Raw genomic sequence first — 20,000 nt, 5'->3', positions numbered from 1 at the left:
TATCATTTGATATCTATGGAGAGAAAAGTACCCTTGTCGAATCTTTAAAGAAAGCGCATTTACGCATCATTTTTTATTTTTGCGAGGCGTTTTCCAGATATGATGTAACAGTTGCAGTTATTATAAGTTCAAGTAAAACAGTCTTGTATTAATACCAGAATAAGGGCATCTGTTTTTTATATTCAAGAATGAAAAATTTTTGTCATTCCTTATGCTCCTTACACTGATCATCAACACCAACTACCTCCCCCTTTTGCCTGCCTCCCTTTGCTTTACGCACCGGGAATTGCTGACGTTCCAGATATTGCTCTACCGCTTCGCGTAAAATTGCAGATCGTGAAACCTTACGCCAGCCCCGAAGCTTGTTCAGCCGTTTAATTGCCTCTTCTGATAAATGAAGAAAAACCGTATTCATCGCCATTACCACCACCTTACATATATTACTCATTAATGTATGTGCGAAAATTACGCCGGAAAATTAATTAACGAAAGCGGATTTTTGCATGTTGTTTTGTTTTTGCGAGACGTTTTCCAGAAATAATAAGAGCGTTGCAGTTGTTTCATTTGTTACTCAAAAATGGTTTAGTTATCGCCCAGGATGAGTTATGGGTGCTATGAATATATTATATTCAGGGATATTTATTTGCATAATCTGAATGGTGTAGCCGAAAAACGTCAGCATCCTAACAGCACCAGGATTTAAGGTGAAATTAATCTTCCATCACAGACCGGTCAGTACTGCCACCAACCGGTCTTTACTTGCTCATCGTTATAATTTTGTTGGTAACAGTTCGGGAAACAAGGAATTCCTTCCGGAACACCCCCGGCATCATCCGATAGCATTGACGTCAATCATCGGCTCGACGGTGAGTTTTTTTAATCGCATCATAGGGTGGCAACGCTCAGCACGATACGGGTCATAACAAAACTCCTGAGCAGCGGCACTATGCCGCTTTCACAGGAGTTCTGAATGCTAGTGCTTTCTGTATGGCATAACCATGCCTCTAACGGTTAAGTGCTTGCAGCACATGTTGCGGATCATTGGCAATCGCTCGCAGCAAAGCCTTTGCAGGCCCGGTCGGTGAACGTCGCCCCTGCTCCCAGTTACGCAACGTGTCTACGCTTACAGAAATAAGATCGGCAAATTTAGATTGTGACAACCCTGAAGCGCGGCGTATTTCTTTGATTTTCATAGCATCAACTTCAAAAGTCCGCGAAGGCTGTCGCGTTCCTTCAATAATTTCATTCATCTGGGCCATGCTGTGAGTCAACCGCTCAAAAAGTGCCTTATCCATTTACCACCTCGTATTTAACAACCGGAGCATTGCTTTTTCCTGGGGAGACAGATCATCTTTAATACCCTTACGATAAATAAGCAGTAATCTGATCTCATAATGTTTAACCTGATGAAAGTAAATAACCCTGACACCAGCACGTTTCCCCTTTCCTCCTGACACCCATCGAACCTTTCTTAACCCACCAGTTTCAGGTATTACCTCACCATAGTCAGGATTCAAGGCCAGGAAAAACTGAAAACGACTGAATTCATCGTCGGTCAGCAGTTTTTGAACATCTTCAGTAAAAATTTCCGTTTCGATGAAGAGCATAATTATACGCCATTGGCTTAGAGTAACAATCCTTTTTGTACGTCATTGACGTACCCTTGAAACCACTAGCTTACTGATAGTGCTCCAGCAAAACCACGTCTCTGCCGGGTTTGTCTTTACATTTGCGAGGCGCTTTCCAGATTTTTCACGCCCGTGAATTTCCCGGTATCCATCCAGCAAAAACGGGTGTATAAAACTGTACATTCATACAGCAAAATGAGTTCTACTATGGCACTGGAAAAAGGAATTGCAGAGTTAGTCGAAGAGTTTATCGCTGCGGGTCGCCCCTCATCGCGTCAACAAAGTATTGCGCAGCGCAGGGAGGGCTATATCGCCAGCGCTGTCCTTGCGGGTGAGACAGAAACGCGGGTAGATATTCAGACTATCGAACTTGAAGGGATGACCTTACGAATAGTGTCGCCGCTTAATGCCCCGACATTACTCCCGACGATAATTTATTACTACGGTGGCTGTTTTGTTAGCGGCGGGTTCGCAACTCACGACAACCAGCTGCGCCAGTTAGCCTATTACGGGCAATGTCGTGTTATTGCCGTCCAGTATCGGCTGGCACCGGAACATACTTTCCCCGCCGCCCATGATGATGCGCAACGAGGTGCAGAATTAGTCTGGCAACACGCCGAACGACTCGGCGTTGATAAACAACGGATAACTCTTGCCGGTGACAGTGCGGGCGGACATCTGGCGCTGGTAACTGCTTTGCGATTAAAGCGTACTGGCGAGTGGCAACCGGCACAACTCATCTTAATTTATCCCATGCTTGATGCGACTGCGCATTTCGAAAGCTACATACGCAATGGTCACGATTACATCATCACACGCGACACTTTACTGAGCGGCTTTGAGATGTATCTGCCAGGCATTGAACGCAGGCATCCTGAAGCCAGCCCTCTTTGGCGCGATGATTTCAATGGCTTGCCACCTGTACATATCATTACCGCTGAATACGACCCGCTTTGCGATGAAGGTGAAGCGTTGTATCACCGCATGACAGGGCAAGGAGTACAATGCACCTGCCAACGCTACCTTGGCGTTATCCACGGATTTTTTCAGTTAGGTGGTATCAGTGAGGCTGCGCGATCGGCGCTGCGGGATGTGGCCTGGAGAGCGGGAAGGTAACTCCTGAGCAGCGGCACTATGCCGCTTTCACAGGAGTTCTGAATGCTGGTGCTTTCTGTATGGCTTCGCCATGCCCCTCGCGGCTAAGCGCCTGCACACTTCTCTCTGTATTTCATTTTTGCAATGCATTGGCCGAATTCTGATAATCCTAATGAGTTTTACTCGTCAGACTCCCATCCCTACGGTATACGAGTTAGATTCATGAATGAAATCGACATTTTTAAAAAACGAATCTTGTAAAACATCCGTGTTGATATTACCTTGCAACCCAACATTAAATTTGTTAGAGACATGAAGAACTCGAATATCAAAAAGGTCTTTTAACATCATTAATTCTTCGGCTGTTAATGAATCGCAACTAAAATATCCCTGTTGATCAAAAAGATTTTCTATTTTTCTACCATCGGCGAGGCGTTTTTCAAGGAGTGTTTGCAACATCGAGTTGCCAAGGACAATGGATATCGTGCGATCTTTCGCAGATTTACACCCCATCACAACGGCAACATTCGTATCCCCCTCAGGAGTTTCATTTATCGCTGTCGCTAAAATGGTGGTCAAACACGCAAACGGAACTGTATTTCTTTCGTGATTTAATTTACCTACCAGTTCATTCCATTTATCAAAAGCCGGGCGATATTTGTTGCGCACAGAAGTATCCGACTGGTTAAACAATTTAGCCATGCGATTTTTTATCATCTCGATATCCGGCGAACCAGAAAGACTTTGCGCATAATACGGTCCTGATGATGTTGCATACATTAAAGCCGCGCCCACACCTGTCGCCATGATGGGCGCAGCCACGGTTTTGGCAAGGGCGACGCTGCGATGGCTATGTGCTTCACAGGTTAAAGGAACATATTCCACTGACTGCGGTAATTCCTTACATGCCTCCCTCATCATTGCCGTATGCTTTACAAACAACGGTTTTTCACTGCCCAAAAAAACTTTCTGCTTAATTGCACTAAGAAAACGTAAATCAAAAATGATTGTTTTTGGTTTATTATTTTTTGGCACATTTCCTATTATCCCGCTGAGAACCTTTCTTGCTGCATGGAGATTTTTTTGCACAGCACATAACACAATTGACGAAGCCTTCTCTACTGCGTCATTGATTTTAATTTTAAAATCAGCATGATATACGTTGACGGGCAATATAAGTATGTCTGGCGCTACATCTTTGGCTGAGTATTTATTGGTGATCGACGGTCGTGAATCCACGAGAAAACTTAGCTGCAAATTATGCTCTATATTACCAGCTGTTTTTGTGGTGTGATTAAACATAGAGATGCCACCTCTCATTCTTTCACACATATCCTCAACTTTTTCACTTCGTTCTTGTGGCAATTTGGCTTTAACGTTAATTTGATGATTTTTACCCGTGCATTCCTTAACTACAAGGGGAATGTTATCTAAAGTGCCATACAGGCTAATAACGTCACCAGGATTTTTATCATGTAAGTAAGTTTGATTAATACTCGAAGCATTCACAAAGAGGTCAATATTATAACTGTTTATAACTTCACCTACATCAAATGTGTAGTGCTTACTCTGGAGGCTGCCATCCTTATTTAATTGTATATCAATCAATATATCCCCGGACTTTGTCACCATATCTTTGCCATAAACCATTTGCATAGCCATTTCGAGGAGATTTTTATCTAACTGATTGCGGGCGTTGAGTAAGCGACTACCAAATAATTTATATACTGTTCCCGTCATTGCCAGGGCTGCGCTTTCTGGTACTTTGCGTTTCCACAGTGAGGTTTCTCTATTTTTAAACAGGTCACATTCATTATTACTCGACAAACCATATTTCAGTTCGTTAACACAATGGAACAGTTGTTCCTCACCTTCCATTTTAAGGCGATGTGAAAAATCATTTAATAGCGTTTGCTTCGGTGATTCATTACTCATTAGTTGTTTTTCTAAATTAACAACAGAATAACTTTCTTGTTTAATGAGATTAATATTGGCAACCATTACAGCCTCCTTCCCACGGTTTAAGAGCAAACATACAACATAATTATTTATAACATCCAGAGTAGTAAATGAATGATACTGACAATGACACCAATCCATTATCTTTGCATAATGTTTGTTAGCTATAAATTTTAAAAATAGTTATGAGAAAAGTATGGCACCAGAGGGGGTTTTGACTATCAAAAATCGCTCAAACATGAACTAAGATGATGAATTAAGCATTATCTGCGATAATTGCCATACAGCTCTACAAATAATATTTAAATGCTCCTGAACAGTGATGTAGCAAGACACGTATGGAGCCAACGAAGAATAAAAATTTATAGAGTTCTTATTCAATATAACCGAAATAGCCAAGGACTAATATAAATGACCTGAATGAGAGAGGCAGCACCGCCCCTCTCCATCAGCTACTCTTCTTCGTTCCCGCCCTCTTCATACGGGCCAAATGGCTTCGCGGGCAGAACGATATACGTGCCTTCAAACACTGCACCCGGCGTCTCGTAGCCAAAGATTTCGACCTGCATCTGCACCCGTGCTTTTCGTCCGCGCGCCAGACGGTCGAGATCGCCGCTTAAGGCACCGAGGTCGGCTACCGCATGAGGTTTACCGCTAATCGGCTTGCTGTAGCGGATATGCGCATCCGCAAGAATAATCGTTCCGCCGAGGTGGCGTTCACGCAGCATCAGCCAGATAAGTCCCCAACCGGTGAGCGTCGCCAGTGAGAATAAACTCCCGGCAAACAGCGTATGGTGCGGATTCTGATTGCCGGTTTCTGGCATGGTAGTGATAAATTTTTGCCCGGTATATTGCTGAATGCGCACGCCCATTTTTTCACTAAGCGGGATATGTTCGTACCACGCCTGTTGCAGCTGCGCGCACCAGTCGCCGCGATGCAGAATGTCATCCAGAGTGGCGACGGGCTTAATCATCAAAAAATGGCGAATCGGCGTGGTGGTTGGCGTGGTGATTTCTCCCTGATTAACAAACCCCAGCTTGGCGAAAAACTCCACCGCGTCTTCACGGGCGCTACAGGTCACGCGCTTAACGCCTTCCTGACGCGCCACCGACTCCAGGGTCATCGCCATCAGCGTGCCTAACCCTTTGTCCTGCACGTCGGGATGAACGGCCATAAAGCGAATGGACGCTTCATTGTCGGCATTAATATACAGTCGGCCTACCGCCACCAGATTACCCTGCTCGTCGACGACCATCTGGTGATGCGCCATCGCATCCCACGCGTCGCGTTCCGAACCTTTTGGTTGATGCAGGGGCTTACGCAACATTTCCCAGCGAAACTGATAGTAACGCTCTAATTCTTCTTCTGTTTGTGGAACCCGAAGGTGATACATAGCGATACTCTCTCTTGTTTCCCGTGACAACCCTGGAAGCTGGCTCATACCTGCAACCAGAATGTCACGGGGCCATCATTGACCAGCGATACCTGCATATCCGCAGCGAAGCGTCCTGTTTGCGTGTTCATCTCTTGCTGACGGCAGCGTTCGACGAAATAGTCATATAACGCCTCTGCGCGATCCGGTGATGCACCTTTGGAGAAACTTGGACGCATCCCCCGTTCGGTATCTGCGGCGAGGGTAAACTGGGAAACCACCAGCACACTGCCGCCCGCCTGTTGCACGTTGAGGTTCATCTTGCCTTCGGCATCGCTAAAGATGCGATAGCCGAGCACACGCTCGCACAGACGGTTTGCTTTCTGTTCGTCGTCATCCTTTTCGACACCCAATAACACCAAAAGTCCCGCGCCAATTTCGCCCGTCACTTCTCCCTCCACGGTGACGCTGGCACGGGTTACGCGTTGAATTAATGCAATCATGGTTCGTCGTCTTCTTCTTGTTCAGCTGCTTGTTTTAGTTTGCGGTATTCCCCGAGAGTGACAGTAATTTCCGCGCCAAGCAAGACGATACACCATGTCCAGTAGACCCAAACAAAGAGAATGGGGATCACCGCCAGCACGCCGTAAATGAGCTGATATGACGGGAACATGGTGATATAAAGCGCGAAACCTTTCTTTCCTGCTTCGAACAGGAGTGCAGCGACAAACGCGCCGACAATCGCGTCGCGGTTAGGTACGCGGATGGTAGGAACAATGCTGTACAGCAACCAGAAGGAGATCCACGACAACAGCAGCGGAAAAATACGCAGCACGTTGTCGATGACAGTATTGAGATCGCTCGCCCAGCGCAGGGAGAGCAAATAGGAACTGATCGCCAGACTGGCCCCTGCCAGCAGCGGCCCCAGCGTTAAAATCATCCAGTACACGGCAAACGAGTAAATTTTGGGTCGCGCTCGTTTACTGCGCCAGATGGTATTCAACGCGCTATCGATGGAGTACATCAACAATAACGCGGTGACGATCAGCCCGCACGCGCCAACGGCGGTCATCTTGTTGGAATTGGCAACAAATTGTTCGATATACCGCTGAATAACATCGCCAGTAGCAGGCAGAAAGTTGGCAAAAATAAAGTGACGTAACTGAATGCTGACGTCGGAAAACATGGGAAAAGCGGCGAAAAGCGCAAAAACAACGGCAACCAGCGGCACTAATGAGAGTAACGACACATAGGCAAGGTTACCTGCCAGGGTTGTCATGTTGTCCTCATCAATGCGTTGCCAGAGTAGTTTTAGCCAGGCCCATAGTGGACGGGTACGGTGCCTGGCTTTGTCCTGAATGGTTTTTAGCATAACACCTTCGCGAAATAGTCCGGGATGGTGGTTTTATCTTTCACCAGAATACTGGTAATGCCCAGCTGATTAGCTCCTTCTATATTATCGGCGTTATCGTCGAAAAAGACCGTATCGCTGGGTGAAAAACCTTCCGCCTGCAAAACATGCTGGTAAATTCGAGCTTCAGGTTTGCGCATCCCCAGATCTTGCGACAGATAGATATGGTCAGCAGCATCACGAATTTCCGGGTATTCTTCCGGCCAGAAGGTGGTATGCAGGCGGTTGGTATTGGAAAGCACCACCACGCGATGCCCCTGCTCACGCAGTTTATGCATGATGGCGATCACTTCCGGGCGCAGCGCAACAAACACCGCCTGCCAGCCGTGAGAGAACTGCTCGTAGCTTAGCGGTAGAGCCATCTCATGACACAGCGCCTCTGCGAACGCTTCGTCGCTAATTTCCCCACGCTCATGCTGATGAAACGCCTCCCCCATATGAAAACTCTTCTTAAGCGATGCCAGCGGAATACGCGTTAAATCGCTCCAGGCTCCCAGCACACGGTTAAAGTCGATATCGACAATCACATTACCTAAATCAAAGATATAGAGCATTTTTGCCTCCTTTCGCGCCACAAGAAATTAACTGTAGCGGGAAAGGATGGGTTTGGCTATGTGGCAAGGTATGAAGCCAGGTCAACGGTCACAAAAATCTACGCGTCTTCCTGGGGAAGAATAATTTCAATTTGGCTGTCTTGTAAGCGTGATTTTAGCGCAGCGGGCGGCAGCTCGTCGGTAAAGAGCGCGGTGACCTGTGCCACGTTACCAATTTCAACCGCCGCCGAAGCATGATACTTAGTGTGATCGGCGACCAGCAGGATATTTCTCGCGTGCGCCATCATCGTTTTCACCACGTTAGCTTCGTTTACATCAAACTCCATCAACGCGCCATCGCTCTCAATCGCCCCAACGCTTGTTACCAGATAATCAGCACGAAAATCGGCCACAAAGGACGCCGCTGAAGGGCCAATGATCCCGCTATTATGAGAGCGCAACGTACCGCCGGGTACCATCACTTCAAAGCGCGAGTTGTGGTAAAGAATATGCGCCACACGCAGGCTGTTGGTGATTATCCGCAAATGATTATGGTTAAGTAACGCCCGGGCGACATGCTCAACGGTCGTACCAATGGTGATAAATATTGTTGAACCATCAGGAATATAGTCTGCCACTGCTTCGGCAATCGCTTTTTTTTCCTCGGTTTGCGAAACCTCACGCTGCTCGAACGCCGTATTAACGACGCTGGAAGCCCGACCCGCGCCACCGTGATGGCGCGTAATCAGGCCTTGCTCGCTTAATTTACGAATATCCCGGCGCACCGTCTGCGTGGAGACATCCAGCAGATTTGCCAGCTCATCAATATTCATATACCCACGCTCGGCGATCAGCATGAGGAGTTGGTCGTGCCGCGGGTTACCGGTTAGTTCGGTAAGGCTCATGAAAATTCCTCGAAAAACCATCACCCTGGCATTTTATACAAAAAGTGACAAAAAAGATCGGGTTTGATCACAGTCAGGGATCCCGGCTCGTCCACCGGGACGCGTGCATTTCAACGCCGCTACACCGCTGGCGAAGCGGACTGACTCCGCTAAATCCCCACCTGTTGCCAGCGCCACCGCCAATGCGCCGTGAAAAACATCACCCGCACCTGTGGTATCTACCACATCAACTTTGAAGGCCGGTTGATGTTGACGCCCGCCATTTTCCAGCCAGTCACAGCCTGCGCTGCCCTGGGTCACATAGACATGACCATTTGTGAGCGTTTGTGCCTGTTTTAGCGCACTGGCCATCTCTTTCACACCCGTTAAGCGCGCCAGACCCGGTTCTGAAAAGGCCGCATGATCGCTTAATGCCACCAGCTCGCTGATATCCTGCGGCGTAATATCACCGTCCAGAACGGTCATCACGCCCGCCTGCCGGGCCAGAGTGAAGGCTTTTTTAGCACCGTCGTGCCAGCGTACATCTGCCAGCACAACATCCCACTGAGAGAAATCAATTTCCTCCAACCACTCTGCGTCAGGCAGCAGGTCCGGGCTGGGGTAGTTAATGATTATCCGCTCGCCTGTGGCATCCACCATGATGGCGGATTGCGATGATTTCGCCTGGTTATACCGTTTGGTGTAACGGGTGTTAACGCCCCAGGATTCCAGCTCTGCCAGCAGGCTGTTGCCCGTGTAGTCATCACCTACGCGACCAATAAAATCAACCTGCGCCCCCAGCCTTGCCGCCGCAACCGCTGCCGTCGCCGCTGGCCCGCCACCAACTTCCGTATAATTTCTCGCCACGTATTTACCGCTCTCCGTCGGTAACCCTTCCACGTAATAGATGCGATCCATCACGGTTATACCTACACAAGCAACACGAATCATGGTCATTCCTTAAACATTTTGGGATGCGTTCATTTTAATTTCACCAATTGTTTAAAAAGTGATGGCTGTCAATTTTTTGACTATAAATTACAAATACGATCAAAAACAGACAATCAAAGCGTGTCATAAATGACAAAAAGTGACATCACTGTATTCAGGAGAAGGTTATGGCAGCAATCGCGTTTATCGGTTTAGGACAAATGGGTTCGCCAATGGCGAGCAATTTATTGCAGCAAGGGCACCAACTTCGCGTCTTTGATGTGAATGCCGAGGCTGTGCGGCATCTGGTAGACAAAGGCGCGACTCCCGCCGCCAATCCGGCGCAGGCCGCAAAAGATGCCGAATTTATCATTACCATGTTGCCGAATGGCGATCTGGTGCGCAGCGTGTTGTTCGGTGAAAACGGCGTTTGCGAAAGCTTATCTACCGATGCGCTGGTCATTGATATGTCGACCATCCATCCGCTGCAAACCGATAAATTGATTGCCGATATGCAAGCCAAAGGCTTCAGCATGATGGATGTTCCGGTAGGCCGTACTTCTGCAAATGCCATTACCGGTACTCTGTTACTGCTGGCTGGCGGCACCGCTGAACAAGTTGAACGTGCCACGCCGATCCTGATGGCGATGGGCAGTGAGTTGATCAACGCTGGCGGTCCGGGCATGGGGATCCGCGTTAAGCTCATCAACAACTATATGAGCATCGCACTCAATGCGCTTTCGGCAGAAGCTGCCGTTTTGTGCGAAGCCCTGAATCTTCCCTTCGATGTTGCCGTCAAAGTGATGAGCGGTACCGCCGCCGGTAAAGGCCACTTCACCACTTCCTGGCCAAACAAAGTCCTCAGCGGAGATCTTTCTCCCGCCTTCATGATCGATCTTGCCCATAAGGATCTTGGCATCGCCCTTGATGTCGCCAACCAGCTGCATGTGCCAATGCCGCTGGGGGCCGCCTCACGGGAGGTTTATAGCCAGGCGCGCGCAGCGGGTCGCGGTCGCCAGGACTGGTCCGCCATTCTGGAACAGGTCCGTGTCAGTGCCGGGATGACTGCCAAAGTAAAAATGTAACGACTGGATAAAGGAATAAATGAATGAATAAGTACACCATCAACGACATTACGCGCGCCTCGGGCGGTTTTGCCATGCTGGCGGTCGATCAGCGCGAAGCCATGCGCATGATGTTTGCCGCGGCTGGGGCACCCGCTCCGGTAGCCGATAGCGTTTTAACTGATTTCAAAGTTAACGCGGCGAAGACCCTCTCGCCTTATGCCTCGGCGATTCTGGTAGATCAACAATTCTGTTACCGCCAGGTGGTTGAGCAAAACGCGATTGCCAAAAGTTGCGCCATGATTGTCGCCGCCGATGAGTTCATTCCTGGCAACGGTATTCCGGTAGATAGCGTGGTCATTGACCGCAAAATCAATCCGCTACAGATCAAACAAGACGGTGGCAAAGCCTTAAAACTGCTGGTGCTGTGGCGTAGTGATGAAGATGCGCAGCAACGCCTGGATATGGTGAAAGAGTTTAACGAACTGTGCCACTCACACGGCCTGGTAAGCATTATTGAGCCAGTCGTCCGCCCACCACGTCGTGGCGATAAATTCGATCGCGAACAAGCGATCATCGATGCCGCCAAAGAGCTGGGCGACAGTGGCGCTGACCTCTACAAAGTTGAAATGCCGCTTTACGGTAAAGGTCCGCAACAAGAGCTTCTCAGTGCTTCACAACGTCTGAATGACCATATCAATATGCCGTGGGTGATCCTCTCTTCCGGTGTCGACGAAAAACTGTTCCCGCGTGCCGTACGCGTGGCAATGACAGCGGGTGCATCGGGCTTCCTGGCTGGTCGTGCCGTCTGGGCATCGGTCGTCGGTTTACCAGATAACGAGCTGATGCTGCGTGACGTTTGCGCACCGAAATTACAACAACTTGGCGATATCGTCGACGAAATGATGGCTAAACGCCGTTAAAATGGGGATACAAAAATGAAATGGTTTAACACTTTAAGTCACAACCGTTGGCTGGAACAGGAAACCGATCGCATCTTTGATTTTGGTAAAAATTCCGTAGTACCGACCGGATTTGGCTGGTTAGGCAATAAAGGGCAAATCAAAGAAGAGATGGGCACCCATCTGTGGATCACAGCTCGTATGTTGCACGTTTATTCCGTTGCTGCGGCGATGGGTCGACCTGGCGCTTACTCGTTGGTTGATCACGGTATTAAAGCCATGAACGGCGCACTGCGCGATAAAAAATATGGCGGCTGGTATGCCTGTGTGAATGACGAGGGCGTGGTGGATGCCTCCAAACAGGGCTATCAACATTTCTTTGCTCTGCTGGGTGCTGCCAGCGCCGTCACTACCGGTCATCCGGAAGCGCGCAAGCTGCTCGATTACACCATTGAAATTATCGAGAAATACTTCTGGAGCGAAGAAGAGCAGATGTGCCTGGAGTCCTGGGACGAAGCCTTCAGCAAAACCGAAGAGTACCGCGGCGGCAATGCCAATATGCACGCAGTGGAAGCTTTCTTAATTGTTTATGACGTAACGCATGACAAAAAATGGCTGGATCGCGCGATTCGCGTGGCTTCCGTGATTATCCACGACGTCGCAAGAAATAATCATTATCGCGTTAACGAACACTTCGATACCCAGTGGAATCCGCTGCCGGATTACAACAAAGATAACCCGGCGCACCGCTTCCGCGCGTTCGGAGGTACACCAGGCCACTGGATCGAATGGGGCCGTTTAATGCTGCACATCCATGCTGCCCTGGAAGCCCGTTGCGAACAACCGCCAGCATGGCTGCTAGAAGATGCCAAAGGTCTGTTTAACGCCACCGTGCGTGATGCCTGGGCACCCGATGGTGCGGACGGGATTGTTTATACCGTTGACTGGGAAGGAAAACCGGTGGTCCGCGAACGTGTGCGTTGGCCTATCGTCGAAGCGATGGGTACGGCCTACGCGCTCTACACCGTCACCGGCGATCGCCAGTACGAAACCTGGTATCAGACATGGTGGGACTACTGCATCAAATACCTGATGGACTACGAAAATGGTTCATGGTGGCAGGAGCTGGATGCGGACAATAAGGTCACCACCAAAGTCTGGGACGGCAAACAGGATATTTATCACCTGCTGCATTGCCTGGTGATCCCGCGTATCCCGTTAGCACCAGGCCTGGCTCCGGCAGTTGCGGCGGGTCTGCTGGATATTAACGCGAAATAACTGACTAAAAAAACGACATATCAGGCTGCACGCCGGGTATGTCGTTATTCAATAAAGGTACCTCGTATGCAAATCACCAACATGCATTGCAGTGGACAGACCGTTTCACTTGCCGCGGGGGATTATCACGCGACCATTGTGACCGTCGGTGCAGGTCTGGCTGAATTAACCTTTCAGGGCTGTCATTTAGTTATTCCACATAAACCCGAAGAGATGCCGCTGGCACATCTGGGCAAAGTCCTTATTCCGTGGCCGAACCGGATCGCCAACGGCTGTTATCGCTATCAGGGGCAGGAATATCAGTTACCCATTAATGAACATGGTTCAAAAGCCGCTGTTCATGGGCTGCTCGCCTGGCGTGACTGGCAAATCAGCGAATTAACCGCCACCAGCGTTACCCTGACAGCTTTTCTGCCGCCCAGTTACGGCTATCCGTTTATGCTGGCTTCGCAGGTTGTTTATTCGCTCAATGCACGCACGGGTCTTTCCGTTGAGATCGCAAGTCAGAATATTGGTACTGTGACCGCACCCTATGGTGTGGGTATTCATCCTTATTTAACCTGCAACTTAACATCTGTTGATGAATATCTGTTCCAGCTTCCGGCAAACCAGGTTTATGCCGTCGATGAGCACGCTAATCCGACAACGCTTCACCACGTTGATGAGCTGGATTTAAATTTCACGCAGGCGAAAAAAATAGCCGCGACAAAAATCGACCACACCTTTAAAACCGCTAATGATCTGTGGGAAATAACCATTACCCATCCACAACAGGCGCTTTCGGTTAGCCTTTGTTCCGATCAACCCTGGGTACAAATTTATAGCGGCGAAAAATTACAGCGTCAGGGACTGGCAGTTGAACCTATGAGTTGCCCGCCTAACGCCTTTAATTCAGGTCTCGACTTATTATTACTGGAACCAGGGAAAACGCACCGCCTGTTTTTTAATATTTACGGGCAACACAATTAATTTTATTAAGAAAAGAACGAGATCATTGTTTAGAGTTGTATTTACACAACAGGAAATATTATGGACTTTTTTACGTTATTTTCACCGGATGGGGTCATGCTGGAAACAAACGTGGTATGTATCGTTATCGCGTTAATGTTTCTTTATACCTTTGTGGGGATATGCGCGGGATTTGGCGGTGGTTTAACCACTATGCCGCTCGTCACGTTAATGCTCCCCGTAAAAATGGCAACACCACTCTCGGTAATTGTCGGCACCGCGACCGCCTTGTACGCCACCTGGCTGTCACGTAAAGAAACGGATTGGCGATCGGCAATGGTACTGATTATTTTCTCGTTTCTGGGAATACCCGTCGGTTTATATGCGCTGTCATATTTACCCGACCATTTTATGAAAGTGGGCTTAGGCGGATTCCTTATCCTGTACTCCTTTTACAGTATGTTTATTCCACGCCTGCCGATTTATGACCGTAGCTGGATCGCCGCACCTATCGGTGCAGTAGCAGGCGCATTAGGCGCAGCTTTCTCAACCAACGGACCACCGATGGTTATCTACGGTATGCTGCGTAACTTAGGCCCGGCGGCATTTCGTGGCACTCTGAACGCTTTCTTCACCGCAAACAACATCGCGGTGATCGGCGGGCTGGCGACCAGCGGAATTTTGACTGTTTCGATCTTTAAACTGGTGCTGTTTTGTATTCCCACCATGATCCTCGGTTCACTGGTTGGACAATATGTGCATAAACGCATTTCAGTCAAAGTGTTCCGTGTGATGGTCTTTTTGTTGCTGATTGCCTCCGGTTCTATGTTGATAAAAGGCGCGCTGGGAATTCCCGCTGCTGCCGCGCTTCTGCCTCCTTTTACCTTGTTAGTTATACTACAACTGGCATTTGGTAAAAAAGTGGCGGCAATCCGCCGGGCTGAAGAAAGTAAATAATCACTTATGCGGGTTTTAATTTATACCAGCACCACATTCTTTAATTAATGAAACCTGTAACAACAGGATGGCATGAAATATTAGCTTTATACTCTATGGAGATTATTTATGGATACGCCACGCCCACAATTACCAGATTTTGAATTTCATCAGAATAACGACAGTTTTACCCTACATTTTCAACAACGTCTTATTTTAACCCATAGCAAAGATAATCCTTGTTTATGGATTGGCTCAGGTATAGCGGACATCGATATGTTCCGCGGCAATTTCAGCATTAAAGATAAACTACAGGAGAAAATTGCGCTTACCGACGCCATCGTCAGCCAGTCACCGGATGGTTGGTTAATCCATTTCAACCGTGGTTCTGACATTAGCGCCACGCTGAATATCTCTGCCGACGATCAGGGCCGTTTATTGCTGGAACTACAAAACGACAACCTTAACCACAACCGCATCTGGCTGCGCCTTGCCGCTCAACCAGAGGACCATATCTACGGCTGCGGCGAACAGTTTTCCTACTTCGATCTGCGCGGCAAACCGTTCCCGCTATGGACCAGTGAACAAGGCGTTGGTCGCAACAAACAAACCTATGTCACCTGGCAGGCCGACTGCAAAGAAAATGCGGGCGGCGACTATTACTGGACTTTCTTCCCACAGCCTACGTTTGTCAGCACGCAGAAGTATTACTGCCATGTTGATAACAGTTGCTATATGAACTTCGACTTTAGTGCCCCGGAATACCATGAACTGGCGCTGTGGGAAGACAAAGCAACGCTGCGTTTTGAATGTGCTGACACATACATCTCCCTGCTGGAAAAATTAACCGCCCTGCTGGGACGCCAGCCAGAACTGCCCGACTGGATTTATAACGGAGTAACGCTCGGCATTCAGGGCGGGACGGAAGTGTGCCAGAAGAAACTGGACACCATGCGTAACGCGGGCGTGAAGGTCAACGGCATCTGGGCGCAGGACTGGTCCGGTATTCGTATGACCTCTTTTGGCAAACGCGTGATGTGGAACTGGAAGTGGAACAGCGAAAACTACCCGCAACTGGACTCACGTATTAAGCAGTGGAACAAAGAGGGCGTGCAGTTCCTGGCCTATATCAACCCGTATGTAGCCAGCGATAAAGATCTCTGCGAAGAGGCGGCAAAGCGCGGTTATCTGGCAAAAGATGTCGCCGGTGGCGACTATCTGGTGGAGTTTGGCGAGTTCTACGGCGGCGTTGTCGATCTCACTAATCCGGAAGCCTACGCCTGGTTCAAGGACGTGATCAAAAAGAACATGATTGAACTCGGCTGCGGCGGTTGGATGGCTGACTTCGGCGAGTATCTGCCCACCGACACTTACCTGCATAACGGCGTCAGCGCCGAAATTATGCATAACGCCTGGCCTGCGCTGTGGGCGAAATGTAACTACGAAGCCCTTGAAGAAACGGGCAAGCTCGGCGAGATCCTCTTCTTTATGCGCGCCGGTTCTACCGGTAGCCAGAAATACTCCACCATGATGTGGGCGGGTGACCAGAACGTGGACTGGAGTCTGGACGATGGCCTGGCGTCGGTTGTCCCGGCGGCGCTATCTCTGGCAATGACCGGACATGGCCTGCATCACAGCGACATTGGCGGTTATACCACCCTGTTTGAGATGAAGCGCAGCAAAGAGCTGCTGCTGCGCTGGTGCGATTTCAGCGCCTTCACGCCGATGATGCGCACCCACGAAGGTAACCGTCCTGGCGACAACTGGCAGTTTGACGGCGACGCGGAAACCATCGCCCATTTCGCCCGTATGACCACCGTCTTCACCACCCTGAAACCTTACCTGAAAGAGGCCGTCGCGCTGAATGCGAAGTCCGGCCTGCCGGTTATGCGCCCGCTGTTCCTGCATTACGAAGACGACGCGCAGACCTATTCCCTGAAATATCAGTACCTGTTAGGTCGCGACATTCTGGTTGCTCCGGTACACGAAGAAGGTCGCAGCGACTGGACGCTCTATCTGCCAGAGGATAACTGGGTCCACGCCTGGACCGGAGAAACCTTCCACGGTGGAGAAATAACTGTTGAAGCGCCCATCGGCAAGCCGCCGGTCTTTTATCGCGCCGACAGCGAATGGGCTGCACTGTTCGCCTCGTTAAAAAGCATCTAATCACGTCCGCCCGTGGGGAAACTCACGGGCAAATGGAGAATAACGATGAGTCACATCACAACGGAAGATCCGGCAACTTTGCGCCTGCCCTTTAAAGAGAAACTCTCTTACGGTATCGGCGATCTGGCCTCTAACATCCTGCTGGATATTGGTACGCTTTATCTTTTGAAGTTTTATACCGACGTTCTGGGGCTACCTGGCACCTATGGCGGCATTATCTTTTTGATCTCGAAATTCTTTACCGCCTTTACCGATATGGGAACCGGCATCATGTTGGATTCCCGGCGTAAGATTGGCCCGAAAGGTAAGTTCCGCCCTTTCATTTTGTACGCGTCATTCCCGGTCACCTTATTGGCAATCGCTAACTTTATCGGCACACCGTTCGATGTCACTGGTAAAACGGTGATGGCCACTATTCTGTTTATGCTCTACGGGCTGTTTTTCAGCATGATGAACTGCTCCTATGGCGCGATGGTGCCTGCTATTACCAAAAACCCCAACGAGCGCGCATCGCTGGCGGCATGGCGTCAGGGCGGTGCTACGCTGGGCCTGCTGCTGTGCACGGTGGGATTCGTGCCGGTTATGAATCTTATCGAAGGTAATCAGCAACTTGGCTATATCTTCGCCGCCACGCTGTTTTCACTGTTCGGCCTGCTGTTTATGTGGATCTGCTACTCGGGCGTGAAAGAGCGTTATGTCGAAACCCAACCAGCCAATCCGGCGCAAAAGCCAGGCCTGTTGCAATCTTTCCGCGCAATTGCCGGTAACCGCCCGCTGTTCATTTTGTGCATTGCCAACCTCTGCACTTTAGGGGCGTTTAACGTCAAGCTCGCCATTCAGGTCTATTACACCCAGTACGTACTTAACGATCCCATCCTGTTGTCATATATGGGATTTTTCAGCATGGGCTGTATTTTCATCGGCGTGTTCCTGATGCCTGGCGCAGTCAGGCGTTTTGGTAAGAAGAAGGTCTATATCGGCGGCCTACTGATTTGGGTGCTGGGCGATCTGCTCAACTATTTCTTCGGCGGCGGCTCGGTCAGCTTCGTGGCGTTCTCCTGCCTGGCATTCTTCGGCTCAGCGTTTGTTAACAGCCTGAACTGGGCGCTGGTTTCCGACACCGTCGAGTACGGCGAGTGGCGTACCGGCGTTCGTTCGGAAGGAACGGTCTACACCGGCTTCACCTTCTTTCGCAAAGTGTCTCAGGCGCTGGCTGGTTTCTTCCCCGGCTGGATGCTGACGCAAATCGGCTATGTGCCGAACGTGGCGCAGGCTGACCACACCATTGAAGGGTTGCGCCAGCTGATCTTCATCTACCCAAGCGCACTGGCGGTAGTCACCATTGTGGCGATGGGTTGCTTCTACAGTCTGAACGAGAAGATGTACGTCCGCATTGTTGAAGAAATAGAAGCCCGTAAACGCACGGCGTAATAATAAACGACGCCCTGCGGGGCGTTATAAGGAGTGATTATGTCTGACCATAATCCACTGACATTAAAACTGAATCTGTGGGAAAAAATCGCCTATGGTATGGGCGACGTTGGTTCGAATTTAATGCTTAGCATCGGTACTCTGTATCTCCTCAAATTTTATACCGATGAATTAGGGATGCCAGCTTACTATGGCGGGATTATCTTTCTAGTGGCGAAGTTTTTTACCGCGTTTACCGATATGCTCACCGGATTTTTACTCGATTCGCGGAAAAATATTGGGCCTAAAGGCAAATTTCGTCCCTTTATTTTATATGCAGCGGTTCCGGCGGCGTTAATTGCAACGCTCCAGTTTATCGCCACCACTTTTAGTTTGCCGGTTAAAACGACGATTGCCACGGCGCTGTTTATGATGTTTGGGCTTTCATACAGTCTGATGAACTGCTCGTATGGCGCGATGATCCCGGCAATTACCAAAAACCCGAATGAGCGCGCGCAGCTCGCTGCTTACCGCCAGGGTGGTGCAACCATAGGGCTATTGATTTGTACCGTGGCGTTTATTCCGTTGCAGTCGCTTTTTTCTGACTCCACCGTCGGTTATGCCTGCGCGGCACTGATGTTCTCCATTGGTGGCTTTATTTTTATGATGCTGTGCTACAGAGGCGTCAAAGAGCATTATGTGGACACAACGCCAACCGGACATAAAGCCAGTATTCTCAAATCATTTTGCGCGATATTTCGGAATCCGCCATTGCTGGTTTTATGCATTGCTAACTTGTGTACCCTGGCGGCATTTAATATCAAACTGGCTATTCAGGTCTATTACACCCAGTATGTGCTGAATGATATTAATTTATTGTCATGGATGGGATTCTTCAGTATGGGATGCATCCTCATCGGCGTATTACTGGTGCCATTAACTGTAAAATGTTTTGGTAAAAAACAGGTTTATTTAGCTGGCATGGTGCTATGGGCAGTGGGTGATATCCTGAATTATTTCTGGGGAAGTAACTCTTTCACTTTCGTCATGTTCTCTTGTATCGCCTTTTTTGGCACGGCCTTTGTAAACAGCCTGAACTGGGCACTGGTGCCAGATACCGTAGATTACGGTGAATGGAAAACCGGTATTCGTGCCGAAGGTTTTGTTTATACCGGTTATACCTTCTTTCGTAAAATTTCTGCCGCACTTGCTGGCTTCTTGCCAGGCATTATGCTGACGCAAATCGGTTATGTTCCCAACATCGCGCAAAGTGATGCGACATTACAGGGTTTGCGTCAGCTCATTTTTATCTGGCCTTGTGCACTGGCAATTATTGCTGCATTGACGATGGGATTCTTTTACACACTCAATGAAAAACGGTTTGCGTTGATTATTGAGGAAATCAACCAACGCAAAAATAAAGAGATGGCGACAGAAGAAAAAACGGCTTCCGTAACGTTATAAATGTCAATAGCCGCTATTT

18 protein-coding genes and 1 pseudogene are annotated in these 20,000 nt (G+C 49.1%); 9 read left to right on the top strand and 10 right to left on the bottom strand.

The features are described 5' to 3' along the window. Window positions 1-202 precede the first annotated feature (202 nt). The 3 genes from HUZ68_RS24045 to HUZ68_RS24035 all read right to left on the bottom strand — a co-directional run bounded on the left by HUZ68_RS24045 (window position 203) and on the right by HUZ68_RS24035 (window position 1,607). Window positions 203-421, bottom strand: coding sequence for a ribbon-helix-helix domain-containing protein (locus HUZ68_RS24045; RefSeq protein ID WP_001295676.1), 219 nt, complete (start codon window positions 419-421; stop codon window positions 203-205). A 583-nt stretch (window positions 422-1,004) separates the two neighbouring features. Beyond that, a complete protein-coding gene (nadS, locus tag HUZ68_RS24040; RefSeq protein WP_000356397.1) occupies window positions 1,005-1,295 on the bottom strand; it encodes a NadS family protein in 291 nt (96 codons plus the stop codon). After that, the gene (locus HUZ68_RS24035) at window positions 1,296-1,607 is read right to left on the bottom strand and encodes a hypothetical protein (RefSeq protein WP_000897305.1); all 312 of its coding nucleotides are present in this window, start codon (window positions 1,605-1,607) and stop codon (window positions 1,296-1,298) included. A 228-nt stretch (window positions 1,608-1,835) separates the two neighbouring features. Between HUZ68_RS24035 and HUZ68_RS24030 the strand changes: the two genes are divergently transcribed. After that, the gene (locus tag HUZ68_RS24030; protein WP_023155176.1) at window positions 1,836-2,744 is read left to right on the top strand and encodes an alpha/beta hydrolase; all 909 of its coding nucleotides are present in this window, start codon (window positions 1,836-1,838) and stop codon (window positions 2,742-2,744) included. Window positions 2,745-3,836: 1,092 nt separating this feature from the next. On the opposite strand, the pseudogene HUZ68_RS24025 reads toward HUZ68_RS24030, so the two are convergent. From HUZ68_RS24025 to yihV, 7 genes and pseudogenes are all read right to left on the bottom strand, one after another. Beyond that, window positions 3,837-4,724 (bottom strand): annotated as a pseudogene (locus HUZ68_RS24025) (hypothetical protein); the annotation flags it as partial. A 410-nt stretch (window positions 4,725-5,134) separates the two neighbouring features. Then, window positions 5,135-6,076, bottom strand: a complete 942-nt coding sequence (gene fabY / locus HUZ68_RS24020) for a fatty acid biosynthesis protein FabY (protein ID WP_033814966.1) — start codon at window positions 6,074-6,076, stop codon at window positions 5,135-5,137. Between the two features lie 44 nt (window positions 6,077-6,120). Then, a complete protein-coding gene (gene dtd / locus HUZ68_RS24015; protein ID WP_000560983.1) occupies window positions 6,121-6,558 on the bottom strand; it encodes a D-aminoacyl-tRNA deacylase in 438 nt (145 codons plus the stop codon). Next, window positions 6,555-7,427: a virulence factor BrkB family protein gene (locus HUZ68_RS24010; protein WP_000920762.1), complete on the bottom strand. Its 873-nt coding sequence runs from the start codon at window positions 7,425-7,427 to the stop codon at window positions 6,555-6,557. The genes dtd and HUZ68_RS24010 overlap by 4 nt, the downstream gene beginning before the upstream one ends. Next, a complete protein-coding gene (gene yihX / locus HUZ68_RS24005) occupies window positions 7,421-8,020 on the bottom strand; it encodes a glucose-1-phosphatase (protein WP_001295269.1) in 600 nt (199 codons plus the stop codon). Before yihX ends, HUZ68_RS24010 begins: the two co-directional genes overlap by 7 nt. 98 nt (window positions 8,021-8,118) lie before the next feature. Continuing rightward, a complete protein-coding gene (locus tag HUZ68_RS24000) occupies window positions 8,119-8,904 on the bottom strand; it encodes a DeoR/GlpR family DNA-binding transcription regulator (RefSeq protein ID WP_033814967.1) in 786 nt (261 codons plus the stop codon). A 33-nt stretch (window positions 8,905-8,937) separates the two neighbouring features. Continuing rightward, on the bottom strand, window positions 8,938-9,834 hold the full coding sequence (gene yihV, locus HUZ68_RS23995) for a sulfofructose kinase (RefSeq protein ID WP_033814968.1): 897 nt from the start codon (window positions 9,832-9,834) through the stop codon (window positions 8,938-8,940). A 167-nt stretch (window positions 9,835-10,001) separates the two neighbouring features. Here yihV and yihU point away from each other — a divergent pair, with 167 nt between their 5' ends. From yihU to HUZ68_RS23955, 8 genes are all read left to right on the top strand, one after another. Further along, window positions 10,002-10,898: a sulfolactaldehyde 3-reductase gene (gene yihU, locus HUZ68_RS23990; protein WP_000718901.1), complete on the top strand. Its 897-nt coding sequence runs from the start codon at window positions 10,002-10,004 to the stop codon at window positions 10,896-10,898. 23 nt (window positions 10,899-10,921) lie between these two features. Continuing rightward, on the top strand, window positions 10,922-11,800 hold the full coding sequence (yihT, locus tag HUZ68_RS23985; protein ID WP_001046461.1) for a sulfofructosephosphate aldolase: 879 nt from the start codon (window positions 10,922-10,924) through the stop codon (window positions 11,798-11,800). Between the two features lie 15 nt (window positions 11,801-11,815). Further along, window positions 11,816-13,057: a sulfoquinovose isomerase gene (gene yihS / locus HUZ68_RS23980; RefSeq protein ID WP_000870913.1), complete on the top strand. Its 1,242-nt coding sequence runs from the start codon at window positions 11,816-11,818 to the stop codon at window positions 13,055-13,057. A 66-nt stretch (window positions 13,058-13,123) separates the two neighbouring features. Then, window positions 13,124-14,026 carry an aldose-1-epimerase gene (locus tag HUZ68_RS23975; protein ID WP_001406348.1) on the top strand — a complete coding sequence of 301 codons (903 nt, stop codon included), beginning with the start codon at window positions 13,124-13,126 and terminating at the stop codon, window positions 14,024-14,026. A gap of 60 nt (window positions 14,027-14,086) precedes the next feature. Continuing rightward, window positions 14,087-14,962, top strand: a complete 876-nt coding sequence (locus HUZ68_RS23970; RefSeq protein ID WP_000345435.1) for a sulfite exporter TauE/SafE family protein — start codon at window positions 14,087-14,089, stop codon at window positions 14,960-14,962. Between the two features lie 108 nt (window positions 14,963-15,070). Then, window positions 15,071-17,107 carry a sulfoquinovosidase gene (gene yihQ / locus HUZ68_RS23965; RefSeq protein WP_033814970.1) on the top strand — a complete coding sequence of 679 codons (2,037 nt, stop codon included), beginning with the start codon at window positions 15,071-15,073 and terminating at the stop codon, window positions 17,105-17,107. A gap of 45 nt (window positions 17,108-17,152) precedes the next feature. Beyond that, window positions 17,153-18,538, top strand: a complete 1,386-nt coding sequence (locus HUZ68_RS23960; RefSeq protein WP_000018363.1) for an MFS transporter — start codon at window positions 17,153-17,155, stop codon at window positions 18,536-18,538. Window positions 18,539-18,577: 39 nt separating this feature from the next. Next, window positions 18,578-19,981: an MFS transporter gene (locus tag HUZ68_RS23955; RefSeq protein WP_239593989.1), complete on the top strand. Its 1,404-nt coding sequence runs from the start codon at window positions 18,578-18,580 to the stop codon at window positions 19,979-19,981. Window positions 19,982-20,000: the final 19 nt, after the last annotated feature.

This window comes from Shigella dysenteriae (assembly GCF_022354085.1).
Lineage (GTDB): Bacteria > Pseudomonadota > Gammaproteobacteria > Enterobacterales > Enterobacteriaceae > Escherichia > Escherichia coli.
This window is presented reverse-complemented; position numbering and strand designations above follow the sequence as displayed.